The organism is Bradyrhizobium icense (assembly GCF_001693385.1).
Classification (GTDB): domain Bacteria; phylum Pseudomonadota; class Alphaproteobacteria; order Rhizobiales; family Xanthobacteraceae; genus Bradyrhizobium; species Bradyrhizobium icense.
Window position 1 is genome coordinate 3,306,374 of sequence record NZ_CP016428.1, and the last position, 20,532, is coordinate 3,326,905.

General features: G+C 62.9%; 21 protein-coding genes and 1 pseudogene. 13 read left to right on the plus strand and 9 right to left on the minus strand.

The genetic code is table 11. From position 1 onward, the window contains the following. Positions 1-111 precede the first annotated feature (111 nt). Positions 112-2,034, minus strand: coding sequence for a sigma 54-interacting transcriptional regulator (locus LMTR13_RS15380; RefSeq protein ID WP_065728609.1), 1,923 nt, complete (start codon positions 2,032-2,034; stop codon positions 112-114). Positions 2,035-2,201: 167 nt separating this feature from the next. Here LMTR13_RS15380 and LMTR13_RS15385 point away from each other — a divergent pair, with 167 nt between their 5' ends. The 4 genes from LMTR13_RS15385 to cynS all read left to right on the plus strand — a co-directional run bounded on the left by LMTR13_RS15385 (position 2,202) and on the right by cynS (position 6,078). Next, a complete protein-coding gene (locus tag LMTR13_RS15385) occupies positions 2,202-3,584 on the plus strand; it encodes a CmpA/NrtA family ABC transporter substrate-binding protein (protein ID WP_065728610.1) in 1,383 nt (460 codons plus the stop codon). A 166-nt stretch (positions 3,585-3,750) separates the two neighbouring features. Beyond that, entirely contained in the window at positions 3,751-4,590 is an 840-nt protein-coding gene (gene ntrB, locus LMTR13_RS15390) for a nitrate ABC transporter permease (RefSeq protein ID WP_065732713.1), read from the plus strand. A 4-nt stretch (positions 4,591-4,594) separates the two neighbouring features. Beyond that, a complete protein-coding gene (locus LMTR13_RS15395; RefSeq protein WP_065728611.1) occupies positions 4,595-5,521 on the plus strand; it encodes an ABC transporter ATP-binding protein in 927 nt (308 codons plus the stop codon). 68 nt (positions 5,522-5,589) lie between these two features. Beyond that, positions 5,590-6,078, plus strand: a complete 489-nt coding sequence (gene cynS / locus LMTR13_RS15400) for a cyanase (protein ID WP_065732714.1) — start codon at positions 5,590-5,592, stop codon at positions 6,076-6,078. Positions 6,079-6,127: 49 nt separating this feature from the next. Here the strand turns inward: cynS and LMTR13_RS15405 are convergent, their stop codons facing one another. Further along, a complete protein-coding gene (locus LMTR13_RS15405; protein WP_065728612.1) occupies positions 6,128-6,955 on the minus strand; it encodes an isocitrate lyase/PEP mutase family protein in 828 nt (275 codons plus the stop codon). A 110-nt stretch (positions 6,956-7,065) separates the two neighbouring features. Between LMTR13_RS15405 and LMTR13_RS15410 the strand changes: the two genes are divergently transcribed. After that, positions 7,066-7,962: a LysR family transcriptional regulator gene (locus tag LMTR13_RS15410; RefSeq protein ID WP_065728613.1), complete on the plus strand. Its 897-nt coding sequence runs from the start codon at positions 7,066-7,068 to the stop codon at positions 7,960-7,962. A 122-nt stretch (positions 7,963-8,084) separates the two neighbouring features. Here the strand turns inward: LMTR13_RS15410 and LMTR13_RS15415 are convergent, their stop codons facing one another. After that, positions 8,085-8,408 (minus strand): DUF1476 domain-containing protein, encoded by a 324-nt coding sequence (locus tag LMTR13_RS15415; protein ID WP_065728614.1) that lies wholly within the window; start codon positions 8,406-8,408, stop codon positions 8,085-8,087. 336 nt (positions 8,409-8,744) lie between these two features. On the opposite strand from LMTR13_RS15415, the gene purC reads away from it, so the two are divergent. Both purC and purS read left to right on the plus strand, forming a co-directional pair. After that, positions 8,745-9,512 carry a phosphoribosylaminoimidazolesuccinocarboxamide synthase gene (purC, locus tag LMTR13_RS15420; protein WP_008974302.1) on the plus strand — a complete coding sequence of 256 codons (768 nt, stop codon included), beginning with the start codon at positions 8,745-8,747 and terminating at the stop codon, positions 9,510-9,512. Positions 9,513-9,533: 21 nt separating this feature from the next. Next, complete coding sequence (gene purS / locus LMTR13_RS15425; protein WP_065728615.1) at positions 9,534-9,776, plus strand: phosphoribosylformylglycinamidine synthase subunit PurS; 243 nt, start codon at positions 9,534-9,536, stop codon at positions 9,774-9,776. Positions 9,777-9,801: 25 nt separating this feature from the next. On the opposite strand, the gene corA is transcribed toward purS, so the two are convergent. Further along, positions 9,802-10,818 carry a magnesium/cobalt transporter CorA gene (gene corA / locus LMTR13_RS15430; protein WP_083219460.1) on the minus strand — a complete coding sequence of 339 codons (1,017 nt, stop codon included), beginning with the start codon at positions 10,816-10,818 and terminating at the stop codon, positions 9,802-9,804. A 148-nt stretch (positions 10,819-10,966) separates the two neighbouring features. Between corA and purQ the strand changes: the two genes are divergently transcribed. Both purQ and LMTR13_RS40780 read left to right on the plus strand, forming a co-directional pair. Then, complete coding sequence (gene purQ / locus LMTR13_RS15435) at positions 10,967-11,668, plus strand: phosphoribosylformylglycinamidine synthase subunit PurQ (protein WP_065732716.1); 702 nt, start codon at positions 10,967-10,969, stop codon at positions 11,666-11,668. Between the two features lie 5 nt (positions 11,669-11,673). Further along, positions 11,674-11,811: a hypothetical protein gene (locus tag LMTR13_RS40780; protein ID WP_156795639.1), complete on the plus strand. Its 138-nt coding sequence runs from the start codon at positions 11,674-11,676 to the stop codon at positions 11,809-11,811. A 92-nt stretch (positions 11,812-11,903) separates the two neighbouring features. On the opposite strand, the gene LMTR13_RS40785 is transcribed toward LMTR13_RS40780, so the two are convergent. From LMTR13_RS40785 to LMTR13_RS15455, 3 genes are all read right to left on the minus strand, one after another. Further along, complete coding sequence (locus LMTR13_RS40785) at positions 11,904-12,227, minus strand: hypothetical protein (RefSeq protein WP_156795640.1); 324 nt, start codon at positions 12,225-12,227, stop codon at positions 11,904-11,906. A 192-nt stretch (positions 12,228-12,419) separates the two neighbouring features. Then, complete coding sequence (locus LMTR13_RS15450; RefSeq protein ID WP_065728618.1) at positions 12,420-13,364, minus strand: DMT family transporter; 945 nt, start codon at positions 13,362-13,364, stop codon at positions 12,420-12,422. Continuing rightward, complete coding sequence (locus LMTR13_RS15455; RefSeq protein ID WP_065728619.1) at positions 13,354-13,842, minus strand: PaaI family thioesterase; 489 nt, start codon at positions 13,840-13,842, stop codon at positions 13,354-13,356. Before LMTR13_RS15455 ends, LMTR13_RS15450 begins: the two co-directional genes overlap by 11 nt. A gap of 161 nt (positions 13,843-14,003) precedes the next feature. Here LMTR13_RS15455 and purL point away from each other — a divergent pair, with 161 nt between their 5' ends. Further along, positions 14,004-16,211: a phosphoribosylformylglycinamidine synthase subunit PurL gene (purL, locus tag LMTR13_RS15460; RefSeq protein WP_065728620.1), complete on the plus strand. Its 2,208-nt coding sequence runs from the start codon at positions 14,004-14,006 to the stop codon at positions 16,209-16,211. Between the two features lie 142 nt (positions 16,212-16,353). Here the strand turns inward: purL and LMTR13_RS15465 are convergent, their stop codons facing one another. Next, positions 16,354-17,538: an acyltransferase family protein gene (locus tag LMTR13_RS15465; protein WP_065728621.1), complete on the minus strand. Its 1,185-nt coding sequence runs from the start codon at positions 17,536-17,538 to the stop codon at positions 16,354-16,356. A gap of 189 nt (positions 17,539-17,727) precedes the next feature. Here LMTR13_RS15465 and LMTR13_RS15470 point away from each other — a divergent pair, with 189 nt between their 5' ends. Further along, the gene (locus LMTR13_RS15470; protein ID WP_065732717.1) at positions 17,728-17,901 is read left to right on the plus strand and encodes a DUF1328 domain-containing protein; all 174 of its coding nucleotides are present in this window, start codon (positions 17,728-17,730) and stop codon (positions 17,899-17,901) included. A 142-nt stretch (positions 17,902-18,043) separates the two neighbouring features. Here the strand turns inward: LMTR13_RS15470 and LMTR13_RS15475 are convergent, their stop codons facing one another. Next, entirely contained in the window at positions 18,044-18,403 is a 360-nt protein-coding gene (locus LMTR13_RS15475; RefSeq protein WP_065728622.1) for a DUF427 domain-containing protein, read from the minus strand. Between the two features lie 184 nt (positions 18,404-18,587). Here LMTR13_RS15475 and LMTR13_RS15480 point away from each other — a divergent pair, with 184 nt between their 5' ends. Together LMTR13_RS15480 and LMTR13_RS15485 are read left to right on the plus strand one after the other, a co-directional pair. Next, a complete protein-coding gene (locus LMTR13_RS15480; RefSeq protein ID WP_065728623.1) occupies positions 18,588-18,842 on the plus strand; it encodes a BolA family protein in 255 nt (84 codons plus the stop codon). Between the two features lie 21 nt (positions 18,843-18,863). Next, positions 18,864-20,043, plus strand: a pseudogene (locus LMTR13_RS15485) (low temperature requirement protein A). Positions 20,044-20,532 lie beyond the last annotated feature (489 nt).

Below are 20,532 nucleotides of genomic sequence, written 5' to 3' on the forward strand. Positions count from 1 at the left end.
AGTGGGCCGTCCAGCGATGTCCGAGATGGGTCACCCACGCTGCCGATCGCGGCAAGCCCGGTGATCTCCGCATCGGCGTGGGAAGCCGACGTTTATGAGTGCACGCCCTGATTAGCCAGCCAAGCTTCGCGTATTCGTAATTCCCAGCGCCTTGATGCGCGAGGCCAGCGTGGTCGGCTTGATGTCCAGCATCTCGGCAGCGCCGCCGGGGCCGAACACTTTCCCAGAGCAGGCCTGAAGCGCGGCGAGAATATTGGCGCGCTCGTGGGCGCGCATTTCCGACGCGGTCAAGACAACCGGCCGGGCATCGGCTTTCACGTGCGCCGCGCCGGGGGAGGGCTGCGCGCCGGATGTATCGGGCAGGTCAATGCGCAAGCGGCCGTTCTGCGCCAGGATCGCCGCGCGCTCGATCACGTTCTGCAGCTCGCGGACGTTGCCAGGCCAGTCGTAACGCGAAAGCCGGCGCGCATCGCCTTCAGATAGCCGCAGCCTGGATTTCAGCGCCTTGCTCTCGCGGGTCAAAAAGTGCTGCGCCAAGAGCGGAATATCCTCGCGCCGTTCGCGCAGCGGCACCGACTCCACCGGAAAGACATTGAGCCGGAAATACAGGTCCTCGCGAAATCGGCCGCGCTGCACTTCCTGCTTGAGATCGCGGTTGGTGGCGGCGATCACGCGCACATCGACCGCGCGGGTGCGCTCCTCGCCGACGCGTTCGAAATTGCCCTCCTGCAGCACCCGCAACAGCTTGCCTTGAAGTTCGATCGGGATTTCGCCGACCTCGTCGAGAAACAGCGTGCCGCCGTCGGCGAGCTCGAAGCGTCCGATGCGGTCGCGCATCGCGCCGGTGAAGGCGCCGCGGACGTGGCCGAAGAACTCGCTTTCAAAGAGTTCGCGCGGGATCGCGGCACAATTGACGCGGATCAGCGGCCGGTCGCGGCGGCTGCTCGCCTCGTGGATGGCGCGCGCGATCAATTCCTTGCCGGTGCCGGATTCGCCGGTAATCATCACCGCGGCGGTGGTCGGCGCCACCAGCTTGACCTGGCGCAGCGTCTTCTGGATCGCTTCGCTCTGGCCGATGATGCCGCGCGGGTTGGTCTCGATGCGGATTTCTTCCTGCAGGTAGGCATTTTCCAGCTCGAGCCGCTCGCGCAGGCGATCGACCTCGGCGAGCGCTGCATGCAGCTTCTCGTCGGCCTCGCGGCGCTGGCTGACGTCACGGAACACGATGACGGCGCCGACCACGACGCCGCGGTCGCGGATCGGCGTCGAGGTGTATTCGACCCAGACCGGCGTGCCGTCCTTGCGCCAGAACACCTCGCCCTCAACCTGGTGCACGGCGCCGTCGCGAAACGCCGCGTAGATCGGGCAATCGTGATCGGGATAGTGTCGCCCATCATGATGGGTGTGATGGACGATCGGGTGGATTGCCTTGCCGACCAGTTCTTCCGCACCCCAGCCCAGCATGCGCTCGGCGGCCGGATTGACAAAGGTGGTCTTGCCCTCGGCGTTGACGCCGTAGATGCCTTCGCCAGCGGCGCGCAGGATCAACTGGTTCTCCCGCTCGATATCCTGGAACACGCGCTCAACGCGCTGCCAGGTCGCGATCCCGCCGCGCATGTGGTCTTCGGCCGCCGCATCGACATAGCGGCGGCGGCGCGCGTCGAGATCGCTCATGGTGAGGAGCACCAGCGGGCGGCCGTCACCTGGCACGAGTGAGCCGGCATATTCCAGGCGCAGGCTTTGCCCAGTCGCGTGGCGCGGGGTCAGCGCGTTGGTCCAGTACGCGCCCTTGTCGAGCACGGCCTGCGTGAACACGATCAGGACAGGCAATTGTCCGGCATGCAGCGTGCTGACCTTGGTCTGGCGCAGCAAGGCGCGGTCATAGCCGAGCAGGGTGCAGGCGGCCGGATTGGCGTCAAGGATCTGGTCGGCATAGGGGTCCAGCAGCAGCGCTGGCTCGATCGCAAACTCGAACGCTGTGGCACGCAGTTCGACATCCTGCGGCGGGGCGGTTGAGCCGAGGGCCAGATCCATCCGGTCGATACTCCGAAAATTCGTAATTGAACTACGACATTTCGTGTATCACGAATTCTCGTAGCCTCCAACTTCAGCAAAATCCCTGTGATGTCAGAGCCATTGCCGCAGAACGGGGCTGGCATGTGCCTTGCTTAATTAGGGGGCAACGTCGCGCAGGAGGTCTGATGTCTACCTTCGACAATCCATTCGATCCCAACCGCCGCCTTCATGCCGGTGGCTGTAGCTGTGGCCAGCATGTCAGCGAAGCCGAGCACCAGGCCGCCCAACTGCAGGCCCAGTCCGCCATCGAGAGCGAGCAGAAGCGCTACGAGGGCGTCGTCGCCTCCGCCGTAATGCGGGCGATGTTTCCGCAGGACGTCGCCCGGCGCGCGTTTTTGAAGTCGGTGGGCGCGGCAACCGCCGCGGCAGCGCTGTCGCAATTCTTCCCGCTCAAGACCGCGACCGAAGCGTTCGCGGCAGGCGGGCCGCTGGAAAAGAAGGATCTCAAGGTCGGCTTCATTCCGATCACCTGCGCCACGCCGATCATCATGGCGGCGCCGATGGGTTTCTATGCCAAGAACGGCCTGAACGTCGAAGTCATCAAGACCGCCGGCTGGGCCGTCATCCGCGACAAGACCATCAACAAGGAATACGACGCCGCCCACATGCTGTCGCCGATGCCGCTCGCCATCACCATGGGCGCCGGCTCCAATCCGATTCCCTACACCATGCCGGCGGTCGAGAACATCAACGGCCAGGCCATCACTCTGTCGATCAAGCACAAGAACAGGCGCGATCCGAAGAGCTGGAAGGGGTTCAAGTTCGCCGTGCCCTTCGACTACTCGATGCATAATTACCTGCTGCGCTATTATCTCGCCGAGCATGGCCTCGACCCCGACATCGACGTGCAGATCCGCGCGGTGCCGCCGCCGGAGATGGTCGCTAACCTCCGTGCCGACAACATCGACGGCTATCTCGGTCCCGATCCGATGAACCAGCGCGCCGTCTTCGACGGCGTCGGCTTCATTCACATCCTCACCAAGGACATCTGGGAAGGGCACCCGTGCTGCGCCTTCGCCGCGTCGAAGGAATTCGTCACCTCGATGCCGAATACCTATGGCGCGCTGCTCAAATCGATCATCGAGGCCACCGCCTACGCGCACAAGGCGGAGAACCGCAAGGAGATTGCCGCGGCGATCGCGCCGGCGAATTATCTCAATCAGCCGCCGATCGTGCTGGAGCAGATTTTGACCGGCACGTTCGCGGACGGGCTGGGCAACATCGTGCAGCAGCCGAACCGCGTCGATTTCGATCCGTTCCCGTGGCAATCCTTTGCGATCTGGATCATGACCCAGATGAAGCGCTGGGGTCAGATCAAGGGCGATGTCGATTATGCCGGCATTGCTTCGCAGGTCTATCTCGCGACCGACGCCATCAGGCTGATGAAGGAAGCCGGTCTGACGCCGCCCGCGGCGACGACCAAGAGCTTTTCGGTGATGGGCAAGACGTTCGATCCCGCCAAGCCGGAAGACTATCTCGCCAGCTTCAAGATCAGGAAGGCGTCGTGATGAGCGATGCTCTCGTGTCCCGGACGCAATGCAGCGCGCAGCACGACGTGCGTGGCGGTGCATTGCTGAGCCGGGACCGCCGCGAGTTGGGTGGGTCCCGGTTCTGCGGCGCACCACTGCGCTGCGCCTCGTGCTGCGCCGCGCCCGGGACACGGAGGACTCGGCCATGACCTCATCCCTTCGTTTCCGCGCAGCCGTGGTCTCGATCGCGTTGTTCGCGGCCTTCCTCGGCATCTGGCATCTCGCCACGCGCCCGACCGCTGCGGCCACCAACATGTCGCCGGAATACGCCAAGCTGATGGGGCTGACGGCGACCCAGGGCAAATCGGCGATGCCGGGCCCGCTCGATGTCGGCGCCAAATTGTGGGAGCACCTCAGGCAACCGTTCTATGACAACGGCCCCAACGACAAGGGGCTCGGCATCCAGCTCGGCTATTCCATTGCGCGCGTCGGCCTCGGCTATTTTCTCGCCGTGATCGTCGCGATCCCGCTCGGCTTTTTGATCGGGATGTCGCCCTTGATCAGCAAGGCGCTCGATCCGTTCATCCAGGTGCTGAAGCCGATCTCGCCGCTCGCGTGGATGCCGCTGGCGCTCTACACCATCAAGGATTCCTCGATCTCGGCGATCTTCGTCATCTTCATCTGTTCGGTGTGGCCAATGTTGCTCAACACCGCGTTCGGCGTCGCCGCGGTGCGCAAGGAATGGATCAACGTCGCACGCACGCTGGAAGTCGGTACCGTCAGGCGTGCCTTCACCGTAATCCTGCCGGCAGCGGCGCCGACCATCCTGACGGGCATGCGGATTTCGATCGGCATCGCCTGGCTCGTGATCGTCGCGGCCGAGATGCTCGTCGGCGGCACCGGCATCGGCTACTTCGTCTGGAACGAGTGGAACAACCTCTCGATCACCAACGTCATCATCGCCATCCTCATGATCGGCATCGTCGGCATGCTGCTCGACCAGATCCTGGCGCGGTTCACGCGCATGGTCACTTTCCCGGAATAGCACCATGACAGACAAGTTCATTTCCATCGAGGGTATCGCTCGGCGATACCCGGGCGCGGGTGGCGGCGAGACCACGATCTTCGAGGATCTGTGGCTGTCGATGAAGCGCGGTGAATTCGGTTGCGTGATCGGGCATTCCGGCTGCGGCAAGACGACGGTGTTGAACATCCTGGCCGGGCTCGACGAGCCGAGCGAGGGCGCCGTCATCGTCGACGGACAGGCGATCGAAGGCACGAGCCTCGATCGCGCCGTGATCTTTCAGAGCCATGCGCTGTTGCCGTGGCGCACGGTGCTCGGCAACGTCGCCTATGCGGTGACCTCGAAATGGCGCAACTGGGATCGCGCCAAGGTGAAGGCGCATGCGCAGAAGTTCATCGATCTGGTCGGGCTGACAGGTTCCGAGCACAAGCGGCCGTCCGAATTGTCCGGCGGCATGAAGCAGCGTGTCGGCATTGCGCGGGCGCTCTCGATCACGCCAAAGATCATGCTGATGGACGAGCCGTTCTCGGCGCTGGATGCGCTGACGCGCGGCACGCTGCAGGACGAGGTGCGCCGCATTTGCCTCGAGACCGGACAGACTGCGTTCATGATCACCCATGACGTGGATGAAGCGATCTATCTCGCCGACAAGATCTTCCTGATGACCAACGGCCCCGGCGCCGTGCTCGCCGAGATCGTGGAAAACCCGCTGCCGAAGGATCGCGGCCGCATCGATCTGCACCGCCATCCGCTGTACTACGCGGTGCGCAACCACATCGTCGATTTCCTGGTCAGCCGAAGCAAGACGTTTGCCGCCACCGTGGCCGACCATGATCCGCGCAACGTGCCGGTCGTGCGGCCGGGCAAGCCGGAACTGGTGCTGGCCGCGGAGGCGGAGGATTCGATTGAGGCGTCATGGCCGGGCTTGGCCCGGCCATCCGCATCTTCCTAGGCAATCCAAAACAAGACGTGAATGCCTGGGACAAGCCTGGGCATGACGAGCACACAAGGAGACAAGGCATGAAGCGCGAAGACCTCACCGAAAAGCTGCTCGACATCAAGCGCGAGAAGGGCTGGAGCTGGAAACACGTCTGCGAAAAGATCGGCGGCTATTCGGAAGTGCTGATCGTCGGTGCCATCATGGGCCAGATGAAACTGACGAAGCCGCAGGCCGCAAATGCCGGCGAATTGTTCGGGCTGTCGAAATCGGAAGTCGCGATGCTCAACGAGGTGCCGATGCGCGGCACCGGTACGCCGATGCCGCCAACCGATCCGTTGATCTACCGCTTCTACGAAATGGTGATGGTCAACGGGCCGGCGTGGAAGGCGCTGATCGAGGAGGAGTTCGGCGACGGCATCATGTCCGCGATCGACTTCGACATGGCGATCGACCGCGTCGCCAATCCGAAGGGCGACCGGGTCAAGATCACGATGTCCGGAAAATTCCTGCCGTATAAGTACTACGGCGCCAGCGGCAACGTGCCGGAATATGGCTTTAAAGAGGAGTGAGGGATGCGAATGGCGAGTAACGAATAGAGGAGGGGCCACTCGCCATTCGCTACTCGCTATTCGCCGCGATAAACGCCTTCCGCACTTCAGCGATCGGCGCCATGTCGCGCACATAGGTAAACGCACCGCGTTCCTTCATCTCGCGGGCGCATTTCAGGAAAGCAGCGAGCGCGTAGCGCTCCATCGCGCCGCCGACGCTGATGCGCTTGACGCCGGCCTCGGCGAGTTGCGGGGCGGTCAGCGTCGGATCGGCTAAGCCCATCACCAGATTGAACGGCTTCCCGACCGAGGACACCACGGTGCGAATGGTGCCGATGTCATAAAGGCCGGGCGAATACAAAACGTCGGCGCCGGCGGCCTCGAACGCCTGCAGCCGCTTGATGGTGTCGTCGAGATCCTTGCGGCCGTGCAGGAAATTCTCGGCCCGCGCGGTCAGCGTGAACGGAAAGGGCAGGGCGCGGGCCGCTTCGACCGCGGCCTGCACGCGCTCGACCGCGAGCGAGAAATCGTAAATCGGCCTCGTTGGATCGCCGGTAAAATCCTCGATCGAGCCGCCGACGGCGCCGGCTTCGGCCGCGCGCGTGATCGCCCTTGCCGCAGCCTTCGGATCGTCCGCGCCGCAGTTCTCCAGGTCGGCGCTGACGGGAAGGTCGGTTGCTTCGGCGATCGCCCGGCAGTTCTCGAGGATAGCATCGAGGCTGACGGTCACGCTGCCGAGCGTGTTGGCAAGGCCGAGGCTCGTGGTCGCCAGCGCCTCAAACCCCATCGCGGCGAGCAGTTTTGCGGTGCCGGCGTCCCATGGATTGGGGATGATGAAGGCGTCCGGGCGCGCATGCAGCGCGCGAAACGCTTCGGCTTTTTCCATCTGACTTCGCATCGGTAGCTCCGCTTGTCGTCGTTCTGATGGCCGCGAAACTAGCGGGCTGTCGCCCATCAGCCAAATTTGTTATTTCTCTATACAACATCAGCTTTTTGCATGAGCCTGATATGGACAGCGATGCGCTTCTCACCTTCCTGACGGTTCATCGCCGCGGCGGTATTTCGAACGCCGCAAGAGCGCTGCACCGCTCGCAGCCGGCGATCTCGCGACGCATTGCGCTGTTGGAGCAGGAACTCGGCGTGCCGCTGTTCGAGCGCATTGCAGGCCGCACCATGTTGAGCGATGCGGGGAGGGTGCTGGTGCCGCATGCCGAGCGCGCGGTTGCTGCCGCACAGGATGCGGAGAATGCGGTGCGCGCGCTGGCGCGGCCGAATTCGGGCCCCATTGCGCTGGCCGTAGTCGGCACGCTCGCCGGCGGGCGGCTGTCGGCGGTTCTCAAGCGGTTTGCGGCCGAGCACCCGCAGGTCGAATTGTCCCTGCGCACGGCGACCAGCGCGGAGGTCAGCGACATGGTCCGGCGCGGCGAGGTGACCATCGGCCTGCGCTATGACCGCGAGGGCTCGCGCGATCTCGACTGCGAATTGCTGTTCTCCGAGCGGCTGCAGGTGGTGTGCGCGCTGGACCATCCGCGCGCCGGTCGCCGAGTGGCGAAGCTCGCCGACTTGCGTGGCGAGCGCTGGATTGCATTTCCGATCGTGCCGGGACGGCGCGAGATTACGGCCGCGCATGTCTTTGCGCTGTTCCAAACCCATGGATTGGGTGAAATAGACTGGACGCCAGTCGACAGCCTGACCGCGCAGAAGCGCCTGGTCGAAGCCGGCCTCGGCATCGCGCTATTGTCTGAGAGCAATGCGGCCGAGGAACTGCGACACAAGACGATTTCGACCATCAGGGTCGGCGACCTCAAGGCAAGCCACGACGTCGTCACAGTGACGCGCCGCGGCGGATTTTTAAGCGCGGCAGCGCGGCGGCTGCTGGAGATCCTTCGGAAGGAGTATCGCTAGACGTCATCTTACCGTCATTCCGGGATGGACCGAAGGACCAGACCCGGAATCTCGAGATTCCCCGATGCGCAATTGCGCATCCGAGATCGCGGCTTCGCGTCGTCCGGAATGACGGTGAGGTGTCAGGTCCCCGCCTTCACCTGGGCGGCGGCCTGCGCCATTAGCTCGTCCATCTTGGCGCGCACCTCAGGGGCAGCGATCGCGACGCCCTTGGCGGCAAAGTCCTTCACGATCTTGTTCTGGACGTCCTTGTCGCCGGCTTCCTCGAAATCGGCGGCAACCACTTCCTTGGAATAGGCAGTGGCGGCGTCGCCTGTCAGCCCGAGCTTTTCCGCTGCCCAAAGACCGAGCAGCTTGTTGCGGCGCACCTCAGCCTTGAACTTCTGCTCCTCGTCGAGGGCGAATTTCTTCTCAAAACCTTCCTCGCGCTTGTCGAAAGTGGTCATTCTTCGGTTCCAATCCCCGCAAACGGTAAATAAGGCCGCGTTGTCGCGGCCCGCTGGACTACCTAGATAGAGGGAGCGAATCGGTAAAACAACGGTCCGTTAAGCCGCAGGCAATCGGGATAAGTTGGGCCCAATCGGGCCGGGTCGATTGTGCTGGATGGGCCAATCGGATAGGTTGCCATCAGGCGAGGTTCTTGTTCTGTTTCCGGTCGCTTAAGTTCAGGACGCCGTTAAGGATCAAGACTTGGCCTTCACGGCAGCTCCGTCGTGGTCGCAAACCCTTGTCATCCGGAGCACACCAATTTCATGGATTTCAACAAAACACGGTACATCCCAATGAGCCGTCGACGCCGTATTTATGAAGGCAAGGCCAAGGTCCTATATGAAGGTCCGGAGCCGGGAACTCTGATTCAGCACTTCAAGGATGATGCGACCGCGTTCAATGCCAAGAAACACCAGGTGATCGAGGGCAAGGGCGTCCTCAACAACCGGATTTCGGAGTACCTGTTTCAGCACCTCAACGATATCGGGGTGCCGACCCATTTCATCCGCCGCCTCAACATGCGCGAGCAGTTGATTCGCGAGGTCGAGATCGTGCCGCTGGAGGTGGTGGTGCGGAACGTCGCGGCCGGTTCGTTGTCGCAGCGCCTCGGCATCGAGGAGGGCACGCAACTGCCGCGCTCGATCATCGAATTCTATTACAAGAACGACCAGCTCAACGACCCCATGGTGTCGGAAGAGCACATCACCGCGTTCGGCTGGGCGACGCCGCAGGAAATCGACGACATCATGGCGCTCGCCATCCGGGTCAATGACTTCCTCACCGGGCTGTTCCTCGGGATCGGCATCCGTCTAGTCGATTTCAAGATGGAATGCGGCCGCCTGTTCGAGAACGAGATGATGCGGATCATCGTCGCCGACGAGATCTCGCCCGACTCATGCCGGCTGTGGGATATCAAGTCGAACGAGAAGCTCGACAAGGACCGTTTTCGCAGGGACCTCGGTGGCTTGCTCGAAGCCTATACCGAAGTGGCGAAACGGCTGGGCATTCTGATGGAGAACGAGCGCCCGGCCGGTTCGGGTCCGGTGCTGGTGAAGAGCTAAAGAAGAACTGGGGCAAGTCTCGTGAAGGCACGCGTTACCGTTACGTTGAAATCCGGCATCCTCGATCCGCAGGGCAAGGCCATCGAAGGCGCGCTGAAATCGCTCGGCGTCGATGGCGTCGCCAGCGTCCGCCAGGGCAAGGTGTTCGACATCGAGCTTTCAGGCTCGGACAAGGCCAAGGCCGAGGCGGCACTGAAGGATGCTGCCGACAAGCTCCTGGCGAACACCGTGATCGAGAATTACCGGGTCGAGCTTCTGGGGTAGCAACGCGCGCGGGCCGGTCCGCCGCTCACAGCCACCCCACGCGGCGGAATTGCCAATACAACCCCGTGCAGGCGGCGAGCATCAGTCCCAGCACCATGAGATATCCGTACTGCCAGTCCAGCTCGGGCATGTGCTTGAAGTTCATCCCGTAGATTCCGGCCAGCGCCGTCGGCACCGCGATGATGGCGAGCCATGAGGCCAGCTTCTTGGAGACAGCGGTCTCCTGCGCCTGGCCGACCAAAAGGCTTGCCTCGAACGCGAAGGCCAGCACCTCGCGCATTGAATCGGTGCGCTCCTGAATGGTCCTGACATGATCGGTGACATCGCGAAACAGCGGCCGCATGGTCGAGCGCACCATCGGCAAATTGTCGTGTTCAAGCCGGCGGCAGACTTCCACCAGCGGCCCAATCGCGTTGCGCAGCCGCAAGAGATCCCGGCGCAGCATATAGAGCCGCTCGACCTGAGTCCGCGTGATGGCGCTGGCGAGCACGTGGTCTTCGATCTCCTCGACCTCTTCGTGGATCGCGTCCAGCACGGGGGAGTAATTGTCGACGATGAAATCGAGGATGGCGTAGAGAATATAGTCCTCGCCGCGCGCCAGCGCTCGGGGACAGCTCTCGCAGCGCGCGCGTACCGCCGCGTATGACGTCGATGCGCCGTGGCGCACCGAGACCAGATAGCCTTCGCCGACGAACAAGTGGGTCTCGCCGAACGCAATCCGGCCCTGGATCAATTGCGCCGTCCGCGCCACGATGAACAGGCCGTCGCCATATTGCTCGATCTTGGGGCGCTGATGGGCGTGGTTGGCGTCCTCGATCGCGAGATCGTGCAGGTCGAATTGCTGCTGCACGCTGGTCAGAAGCGCGAGATCCGGCTCGTAGAGGCCGATCCAGACGACGTGACCGGGCTTGCAGCGCCAGCTCGATGCCTCCTCGATGGCGATATTGGCGATACGGCGGCCATCGACGTAAACACCGGCCGCGACGACGCCTTCGGAGGTCCTCGGTTGGGTTGCAGATGTCGCCCGCGACGGGACATTCATGGTTTCCATCCCTGAGCGATTGTTGTTGAACGTGGCTTCCACGCAGGCCGTTTTGGCGACGCTAGCACTGGAAAAACCCGCGTCAAATGGTTATGTCTTCGGCCGGTCGGCGGTCTGCCGCCGAATCTCCTTTCCAGTCGGAACCGCCATGAAATCAGCCGTTCTCGTCTTTCCCGGAATCAACCGCGAGCGCGACATGGCGCGGGCGCTGAAGCTCGCCTCGGGGCAGGAGGCGGCGATGGTGTGGCATGCCGAGACCGAGTTGCCTGATGGCACCGATCTCGTGGTCGTGCCCGGCGGGTTTTCGTATGGCGACTACCTGCGCTGCGGCGCCATTGCGGCGCGCGCCCCTGTCATGGACGCGGTGCGCAAATATGCCGCCGATGGCGGCCTGGTGCTCGGCGTCTGCAACGGGTTTCAGATCCTCTGCGAAGCGGGGCTGTTGCCTGGCGTCCTGATGCGCAATGCCAAGCTGAAATTCGTCTGCAGGGACGTGCATCTGCGGGTCGAGCGCTCGGATTCGCCGTTCACGCGCGGCTACAACGCCGGCCAGGTCATTCGCGTGCCGGTCGCCCATGGCGAGGGCAACTACGAAGCCGACGAGGAAACAGTGAAGCGGCTCGAGGGCGAGGGGAGGGTGCTCTACCGCTACTGCTCCGCCGAGGGCATCGTCGACGAGGAATCCAACATCAACGGCGCGGCGCAGTCGATCGCCGGCATCGTCAACGCGCGCGGCAATGTGCTCGGCATGATGCCGCATCCGGAAAACCACGTCGAAGACATCATGGGCTGCACCGACGGCCGCGGCCTGTTCGCGGGCCTTGCCGCGCATCTGCAAAAGGCGGCGTAAGATTCTTGGTGTCGCGCCTGACGGTCGTCGGTTTGGCGCTGCTATGCGCCGTGGCAACCCGCGCGCAGGATTATCAAGACGATCTCTCCACCGTTGCTCCTGACGCCAACGAGTATGCGAGCGAAGTGCTCGGCCAGTGGTGACGGCGATGTCGAGAAATACAAAGCTGCTGGAAGAGAAGAAGTAGCACCCAGCGATCATGCAATGAAAAAGCCCCGCCGAGCGGGGCTTCTTGTTATCGGCCGGTAGTCGAACCCGGACCCGTCGGCGATAGGGTCGAACCGCTCGGCGAGGGGTTGATGTGGGTGTTCCCTGACGGATTCACTGCACTGTTTCGGTCGGCTGCGGCGCTGCCGGCATCGTTGCTCATGCCGGTGGTGGAATTACCGCCCGTTCCACTTCCGGCGGTCGTTCCGCTGGTAGAGGATCCTGCCGCACCACCTGCCGCCGCGCCACCCGTGCCCGAACTTCCGCCCGCGCCGCTGCCGCCGGTTTGCGCCAGGGCAAAGGTGTTCGTGAATGCCAGCGCCATGGCCAATCCGATTGTTGCGAGTTTCATGATTGCTCCTTTTCTTGCTGCGTAACGGCGCAACACGATGCGCCTGCGAGCGTTCCAGTGGGTCAATCACGGTTGGTTGCTGTTCCACCACCGTTCCCCGCTGCGACGCGCGCCGAAATATTTGCGCGAAGCCCAGGCCGAGTGGCTTTCGACCGCCGAGAAACAATTTGTCGACTTGAACGCCGACGGTCTTCATCCGGCTTTCGGCTTGCCGCGCAGGCGCTCGACCCACTTGCGATAATGGGCGCGCGGGATGGTCATTGCGGCGACGCCCGCCATCACGAGGACGAGGCCGAGCGCCAGATTCGGCGGTACGGGTTCGCCGAGCAACAGCACCGACAGGCCGACGCCGATCGGGATGCGCAAGTAGCCCTGCGCATTGGTGGTCAGCGTGCCGAGCCGCGTCAGGCACATGTAGAACAGCATCAGCCCGAAGGCGCTCGAGAAGATGCCCATCGCGGCGGTGGCCACCAGCGCCTCGGCCGTCGGCCGCAAGGTCCAGGGATGATCGACGATCAGCGCGAGCGGCAGCAGCACGGTGCCGCCGAACAACAGCGAGCCGGCCGCGACCACCATCGGATCGTAGTCGGTCAGCTTGAGCCCGAAGATCGTGGCGCAGGCGAACGAGATGGTGGCGATCAGGATGACCGTTTCGGCAAAGAGGTTGCTGGAGAGCCCGCCGAGCGTATCGAGGCCAATGGTCACGGCCGTACCGGCCAGGCCCAGAATGGCGCCGATCAGCTTCAGCAGCGTCGCGGGCTCGTGCCGCGTGATGGCCCAGGTGATGAGGAAGGCGAAGATCGGCGTGGTCGAGGCCAGCACGACGGTCGGCGCTGCCGCCACATATTGCTGCGCCCAGGTGATCATCAGGAACGGAATAGTCGAGTTGATGGTCTGCTGGAACGCAAACAGCTTCCAGGCCTTGCCGTCCGTCGGCAGCCGTAAGCCGCGGGCGCGCAGGATCACCAGCAGGAAGCCCGCCGCGATCAGCGAGCGCGCCGAGATGAAGGTGACCGGCGGGATCGAGCCGAGGCCGATCTTGGTCAGCGGATAGGTCGAACTCCAGCAGCACGCCAGCGCGAGCAGCAACGCATAGTCGCGCCAGCCGCGACGGGCCTGTGGCGCGTCAGGTGGCAACGGCGGCGGTGCCGGCAGGCTTCTTCCACTTCACCCGCTTGATCGTCCCTGAGAAGGTGAACAGCGACCGCTCGCCCGATTTCAGCACGCCGCGCAGGAAGATCAGCGAGCCGCCGGCGCGGGTGATCTCACCCTCGCATTCGACCAGCTCGCCTTCGCGCGCGGCATCGAGAAACTCGCAGGCAAACGATACCGTCACGCCCGGCCCCTCAAGCACGGAAGAGGCGATCGCAAACAGGCAGTAGTCGGCGAACGACATGAAGCAGCCGCCATGGACGTTGCGCATGCCGTTGAGGTGTTTTTTCTCGACCCGGAACGCGCAGCGCACCTGGCCGTTTTCGTCCATTCGGTGCCAGAACGGGCCGTTATGGGTCTCGAAACTGTCGCGGGTCCAGGTCCGCCAGCCCGCAAATTCGCCCTCGGTTTCGACATGCAGATCGGGGCGGCGGTGAAATGCATTTTGGGGGAGTTCGTTCACTAAAAATGACCTTCAATTCGATGTTTCAGCCCTTAAATCCGATCCGGGAACGATGTGCAAACGCCGATCCCGCAAGGCCCCCTTCGCAAAGCTCTGGACAGGGCGGAAATGCGCCATAAAAGGCCTTTTCGCATCCCCTTGATCTTCCTATTAAGGCACCCATGAACGAGCCCCAGATCACCCCCGAACTCGTCGCCAGCCACGGGCTGAAGCCCGACGAGTATGAGCGCATCCTCAAGCTGATCGGGCGGGTGCCGACCTTCACCGAGCTCGGGATTTTCTCGGCGATGTGGAACGAGCACTGCTCGTACAAATCCTCGCGCATCCATCTGCGCGGCCTGCCGACCAAGGCGCCCTGGGTGATCCAGGGGCCCGGCGAGAACGCCGGCGTGATCGACATCGGGGACGGGCAGGCGGTCGTCTTCAAGATGGAGAGCCACAACCACCCGAGCTACATCGAGCCGTATCAGGGCGCGACCACCGGCGTCGGCGGCATTTTGCGCGACGTATTCACGATGGGCGCGCGGCCCATCGCTTGCCTCAATGCGCTTTCCTTCGGCGCGCCGGAGCACCCCAAGACGCGGCATCTTGTTTCGGGCGTGGTGGCTGGCGTCGGCGGCTATGGCAATTCCTTTGGCGTGCCGACAGTCGGCGGGCAGGTGCGCTTCCACACCAGCTACGACGGCAACATCCTGGTCAACGCAATGGCGGTCGGTCTAGCCGAGACCGACAAGATTTTCTATGCGGCCGCCTCCGGCGTGAACATGCCGATCGTCTATCTCGGCTCCAAGACCGGGCGCGACGGCATTCACGGCGCCTCGATGGCCTCGGCCGAGTTCGACGACAATTCCGAGGAGAAGCGCCCGACCGTGCAGGTCGGCGATCCCTTCGCGGAAAAGCTGCTGCTGGAAGCCTGCCTCGAAATCATGGAAAAGGGCTGCGTCATCGCAATCCAGGACATGGGCGCGGCGGGCTTGACGTGTTCGGCGGTCGAGATGGGCGCCAAGGGCGATCTCGGCGTCGAACTCGATCTCAACGCGGTGCCGACCCGCGAAACCGGCATGAGCGCCTACGAGATGATGCTCTCGGAAAGCCAGGAGCGCATGCTCATGGTGCTCAAACCGGAGAAGGAGAAAGAGGCCGAGGCGATCTTCACAAAGTGGGGGCTCGATTTCGCCATCGTCGGCTACACCACGCCGACCAAACGCTTCGTGGTAAAGCACGGCGGCGACGTGATGGCCGATCTGCCGATCAAAGAGCTCGGCGACGAGGCGCCGGTCTATGACCGGCCGCACGTCCCATCCGCAGCCTTGCCGATGGTGCAGGCGCGCGAGGTGACGGCGCCGATCGGCATTTCCGCGGCGCTGGAGAAGCTGATCGGCACGCCGGAGCTATGCTCGAAGCGCTGGGTCTGGGAGCAATACGACCACGTCATTCTGGGCAATACCGTGCAGCGTCCGGGCGGCGATGCCGCGGTGGTGCGCGTCGAGGACGGGCCGAAGGGGCTCGCGCTCACCGTCGACGTGACGCCGCGCTATTGCGAGGCCGATCCATTCGAAGGCGGCAAGCAGGCCGTCGCCGAAGCATGGCGCAACATCACCGCGGTAGGCGGCCGCCCGCTCGCGATCACCGACAACCTCAATTTCGGCAATCCGGAACGGCCCGAAATCATGGGCCAGTTCGTCGGCTGCCTGAAGGGCATTTCGGAGGCTTGCCGCACGCTCGATTTCCCTGTCGTTTCGGGCAACGTCTCGCTCTACAACGAGACCAACGGCCGCGGCATTCTGCCGACGCCTTCGATCGGCGGCGTCGGTGTGCTCGACGACTTCACCAAGTCGGCAACGCTGGCTTTCAAGGCGGCCGGCGAAGCGATCCTCCTGATCGGCGATACGCAGGGCTGGCTCGGACAGTCGGTGTACTTGCGCGACATCTGCGGCCGCGAAGAAGGCGCGCCGCCGCCGGTCGATCTGGCCGCCGAAAAGCGCAACGGCGACGTAGTGCGCGGCATGATCCACGCCGGCACGGCGACCGCGGTGCATGACGTCTCCGACGGCGGCTTGCTGATCGCGCTGGCCGAGATGGCGATTGCCAGTGGCATCGGCGCGCAGCTATTGGCGGCGCCGAACGCGATCGTGCCGCACGCTTACTGGTTCGGCGAGGACCAGGCACGCTACATCGTGACGGTGCCGGCGGCGGATGCCGGTCTCGTGCTGGCGAAGATGAAGGGCGCGGGCGTGCCGTGTGCACGGATCGGTACCACGGGCGGCGATGCGGTTGCGGTTGCCGACGACGCGCCGGTCGCGGTGGACGTGCTGAAAACGGCGTTCGAGCACTGGCTGCCTGCCTATATGAGCGGCAAGGCGGCGTAACAGTTTGTCGTCATTCCGGGATGGTCCGAAGGACCAGACCTCAGATGCGCAATTGCGCATCGGGGAATCTCGAGATTCTCAGGTGCGCAATTGTGCATCATAGTTCGATGCTACGCATCGCCCCGGAACGACGGCGTGGCGCTCACAGTACCTTGCTCGCGCCCGGGATCTGCCGCAACGCTCGCGTCAGCGCCCAGCTCGCCGCGACTGTCAGCACGAACCCGATCGTGACCTTGACGACCGCTGGCAGGTCATAGTCGAACAGCCAGTATTGCAGCCAAAGCGCGATCGGGTAGTGCACCAGGAACATGCCGTAGGCGTCCGACTGCATCGGGTCGAGTAGCCTGGCTGAGCCTGATTGCCTGAACCTCTGGAAAAAGGCCAGGATCAGAAACATGATGGCCACGCTGAAGACGGTGAAGCAGATGGCATAGAGCGCTTCATACCAGTCCGGCAGCGGCGACGGATTTCCCAGTATTTGGCGCTTGATGAAGATCAGCACCCACAAGAGGCAATACGGAACGATCGCCAGCACCATCCAGTCCCAGCTCACTTTCGCCATCCGTCCGTCTGCCGAGAGCAGCCCGCGATCCATTTGTGCGACGCCGATGCCGGCACCGAAAAAGAAATAGCTCGCATAGAGCATCACGCGCCCGTGCTGCACCGAGAACGGCCCGAACTCGAACCAACTGCTATGTCCGTAGTGAACCAGCCCGGGAATGTAGAACGCAGCGGTGACAGCAAGCATGACCGCGAAGAAAACTGCGGGGCGGCGACGACCGTGCAGCGAGAGGCGGTTGATCGGATCGAGCAGGTTGGGTGACAGCCGATACAAGATGCAGGCCACCACGTCGAAACTGAGCAGGACCCAAAGGAACCAGATCGGCCCGCTCGGCCAGGGGCCCTTCGTAATCATATTCCACCAGTATTCCGAAAAGCCGATCTCGGGATGGTGCCGCAGTGAGATGGCGTAATAGGCGAGCGGAATGACCGTGAAGGCGCAGATCACGAAGGGTAAGCCAAGCCGAAGCAGGCGATCTGCCAAATAGCTCAGCGGTCCCTTCCGGGCGATACCAGACCAGGCGAACAGTCCCGACAGGAAAAAGAACATCGCCATGAAGAAACTGTCGGTGGCGAGCACGATCATATCGAAGCCGAAGAAGTACTTCGGATCGGTATGACCGAAATAGGTATAGGGGATGACGGCATGGTGGAGCAGCACCACCAACGTCAGGAAGGTGCGGGCGCGATCGAGCGAAAGGTTTCGCGATTTGGCCTTGGGCTCTGCGCCCACGTCGGCATGCCCCACGGCGGAAATCGATGTCATGCGCGCCTCCCAGCCAGGCTATGTAGTCAAATGTTGCAGCGGGGAACCTGATTCAGCAAGGCCGAATTGTGCCGGACAACTCTGCCTCGTCGCGCCGGGTTGCTGCGGAACCCGTGACGCAACCCGCGGTTAGAACGAGTGGATGGATTGGCCGCCATTGGCGCGGCCATGGAGGTCCCGGAGCACGCAATGACAATCCTCAAGTGGGCGCTGATCTTCTTTCTGGTGTCCATCGTCGCAGGCATTCTCGGCTTCACCGGCATTTCGGAAGCCTCTGCCGACATCGCCCGCTTCCTGTTCTATGTCTTCGTGGTGATCTTCCTGGTTCTGCTCATCCTTGGGCTGACGATATTCAGGGCGTAGCTCTACGTCGTCATTCCGGGATGGCGCAACGCGCCAGACCTCAGGAGTGCAATTGCACCCCGGGGAATCCTGGGATTCTCAGGGGCGCAAGGGCGCCCCATAGTTCGCGCTTCGCATCGCCCCGGAATGACGTTCTTCTTTATTACGCCACTTCCTCGACCGTCACCTTGTCCGGATAGAACGCCAGCCGGCCGGCGATCTCGGCCATGGCCGGGAAGGGCGTCTCGTAGGTCCAGATCGAATTTTCGAGGTTCTTGCCCTTGGCGTTGATGCTGAAATAGTTCGCGTCCCCCTTGTACGGACAATGGGTGGTCCGCTCGGTGCGGGACAATAACGCCATATTGGCGTCCTCGCGCGGGACATATTGCACCGCCGGATAGCTGGCCTCCTTGAGGATCAGCGCGCGGGTGGTATCGGCAATGACCACGCCATTTGCCGAGACCCGGACGCGCTTGGGGTTTGCCGTAATCGTGATCGGATGGTCGGGACCAGGCAATTTCATGATTTTGAGCCTCTTTTTAGGTCAGCCCGAAATGATCGGGCGCGACGCGATCTCGCGGTGTCAAACGGTTCGGCCGGGAATATAGTGCCGCCAGGCGTGACCTAGAAGAGCGTACGCGCTAGGTTCGGCCGTCACGGTCGCGCGAGCCGGCCGTGATTCGAAACACCTGAGGAGACATGCTGGAATGCCGATGGATGCCCACGATATCGAGTCGATGATCAAGGCAGCTATCCCCGATGCCGAGGTGACGATCCGCGATCTCGCGGGCGATGGCGATCACTACGCCGCGACCGTGATCTCGGAGTCCTTCCGTGGCAAGTCGCGCGTGCAGCAGCACCAGATCGTCTACCAGTCGCTCAAGGGGCAGATGGGCGGCTTGCTGCATGCGCTGGCGCTGCAGACCGGCGTACCTGGCGGACCGGGAGTACCTGACAGCTAGTCCCGGCCGGCGGGGGCATCGATGACGGAGAACGCACACGGCGCGCTGTTTCGCCCGATCGTGCCGCACCAGCATAGCCGCGTCACTTACGCAGAGCTGTTCTTCGACCTCGTCTTCGTCTTTGCGATCACGCAAATATCGCACACGCTGCTGGCTCACTTTACGCCGCTGGGTGCGTTGCAGGTCACGCTGCTGTTTCTCGCGGTCTGGTGGGTATGGGTCTTCACTACCTGGATCACCAACTGGCTCAATCCCGAAAAGACTCCGGTCCGTCTCCTGCTGTTCGCGATGATGCTGGGCGGGCTGGTGCTATCGACCTCGATTCCAAAGGCGTTTGACGAGCGCGGCCTGTGGTTTGCCATCGCCTACGCGTCGATGCAGGTCGGCAAGACGATATTTCTCTGGTTATCGACGCCGCCCTCGCGCCCGCGGACACGCCTGAATGCCATCCGGATCGCCGCCTGGCTCTCGGTGTCGGCCATCTTCTGGATCGCCGGCGGGATAGTCGAAGGCCAGTGGCGGTTGGCGCTATGGGCCGCCGCGCTTGTCATCGAATATGTTTCGCCGGCGGTGCGGTTCTGGATTCCCCGCCACGGCGCGTCCTCGGTCGCCGACTGGATGATCGAAGGCGGTCATATGGCGGAGCGCTGCGGGCTGTTCATCATCATTACGCTCGGCGAATCCATCGTCGTCATCGGCGCGACTTTTGCCGAACTCGCCTGGACCACCGAAAACGTCCTGGCGTTCGTCTCGGCCCTGGTCGGCAGCATCGCGATGTGGTGGATCTATTTCCACCCTTGGTGCCAAGGCCGGCTCCGAGCAGCTTTCAAAATCGAGCGAGCCGGGAAGGCTGGCGCGGCTGGCCTATACCTATCTGCACCTGCCGATCGTGGCCGGCATCATCGTCGCGGCGGTGGCGGACGAACTCGTGCTGAAACACCCGGGCGGACATTCCGACCTGAAGACGGTAACGAGTGCGATCGGCGGCCCCTTGCTGTTTCTGTTCGGGACCATCCTGTTCAAGTTGAGCTTCCGCGGCTTCCTTCAGCTCTCGCACGGCGCGGGCATCATCACGCTTTGCGTGCTCGCCTGGTTCGCAAGCGAGCTGTCGCCGTTGATGCTATCGATCCTGACCACCGCGATCATGATCGCGGTCGCGGTGTGGGAATCGGTCTCGCTGCGGTCCGATCCGGCGGGATAGCGCCCTTAGTCCAGCCTGGGCCTTCTCACCGGCATCAATTGCGGCGAGTTGTGCTGATCGACGACATTTCTGAGAACGAGATTTGACAGTTGGACGACGAGAGCGCGGAGCCTCGCATTTTCCTCGCGAAGTGCCACCCGCTCGGTGTCTGCTCCTTCGTCCCAGCCGGTGTCCGTGTCATTGTGAACAGACGACGATGCCGAACGTTGCTTGCGGTTGCTGGACGCTGGATATGCGTTGCCCATGACTGATATCCCCTGGCACGAACTCACCCCAAGCCATGCTGCCGCGGAGGCTCGGCTGAGTCCGCGTCAAAAATTGGACATTTCGAAGGGGAAACGACAGCGCAGATGGACCGTTTTGCGGGCGGGGTAATAAAGATGAATACTTGTTAAGAAGTTTGGTTATACTGAGCCCGGACAAGGTGTGGGGACGCGCGGCGGCGTAAGCACCTTTCCATCAAACCTTGACCAGCGCGATCACTCAGTG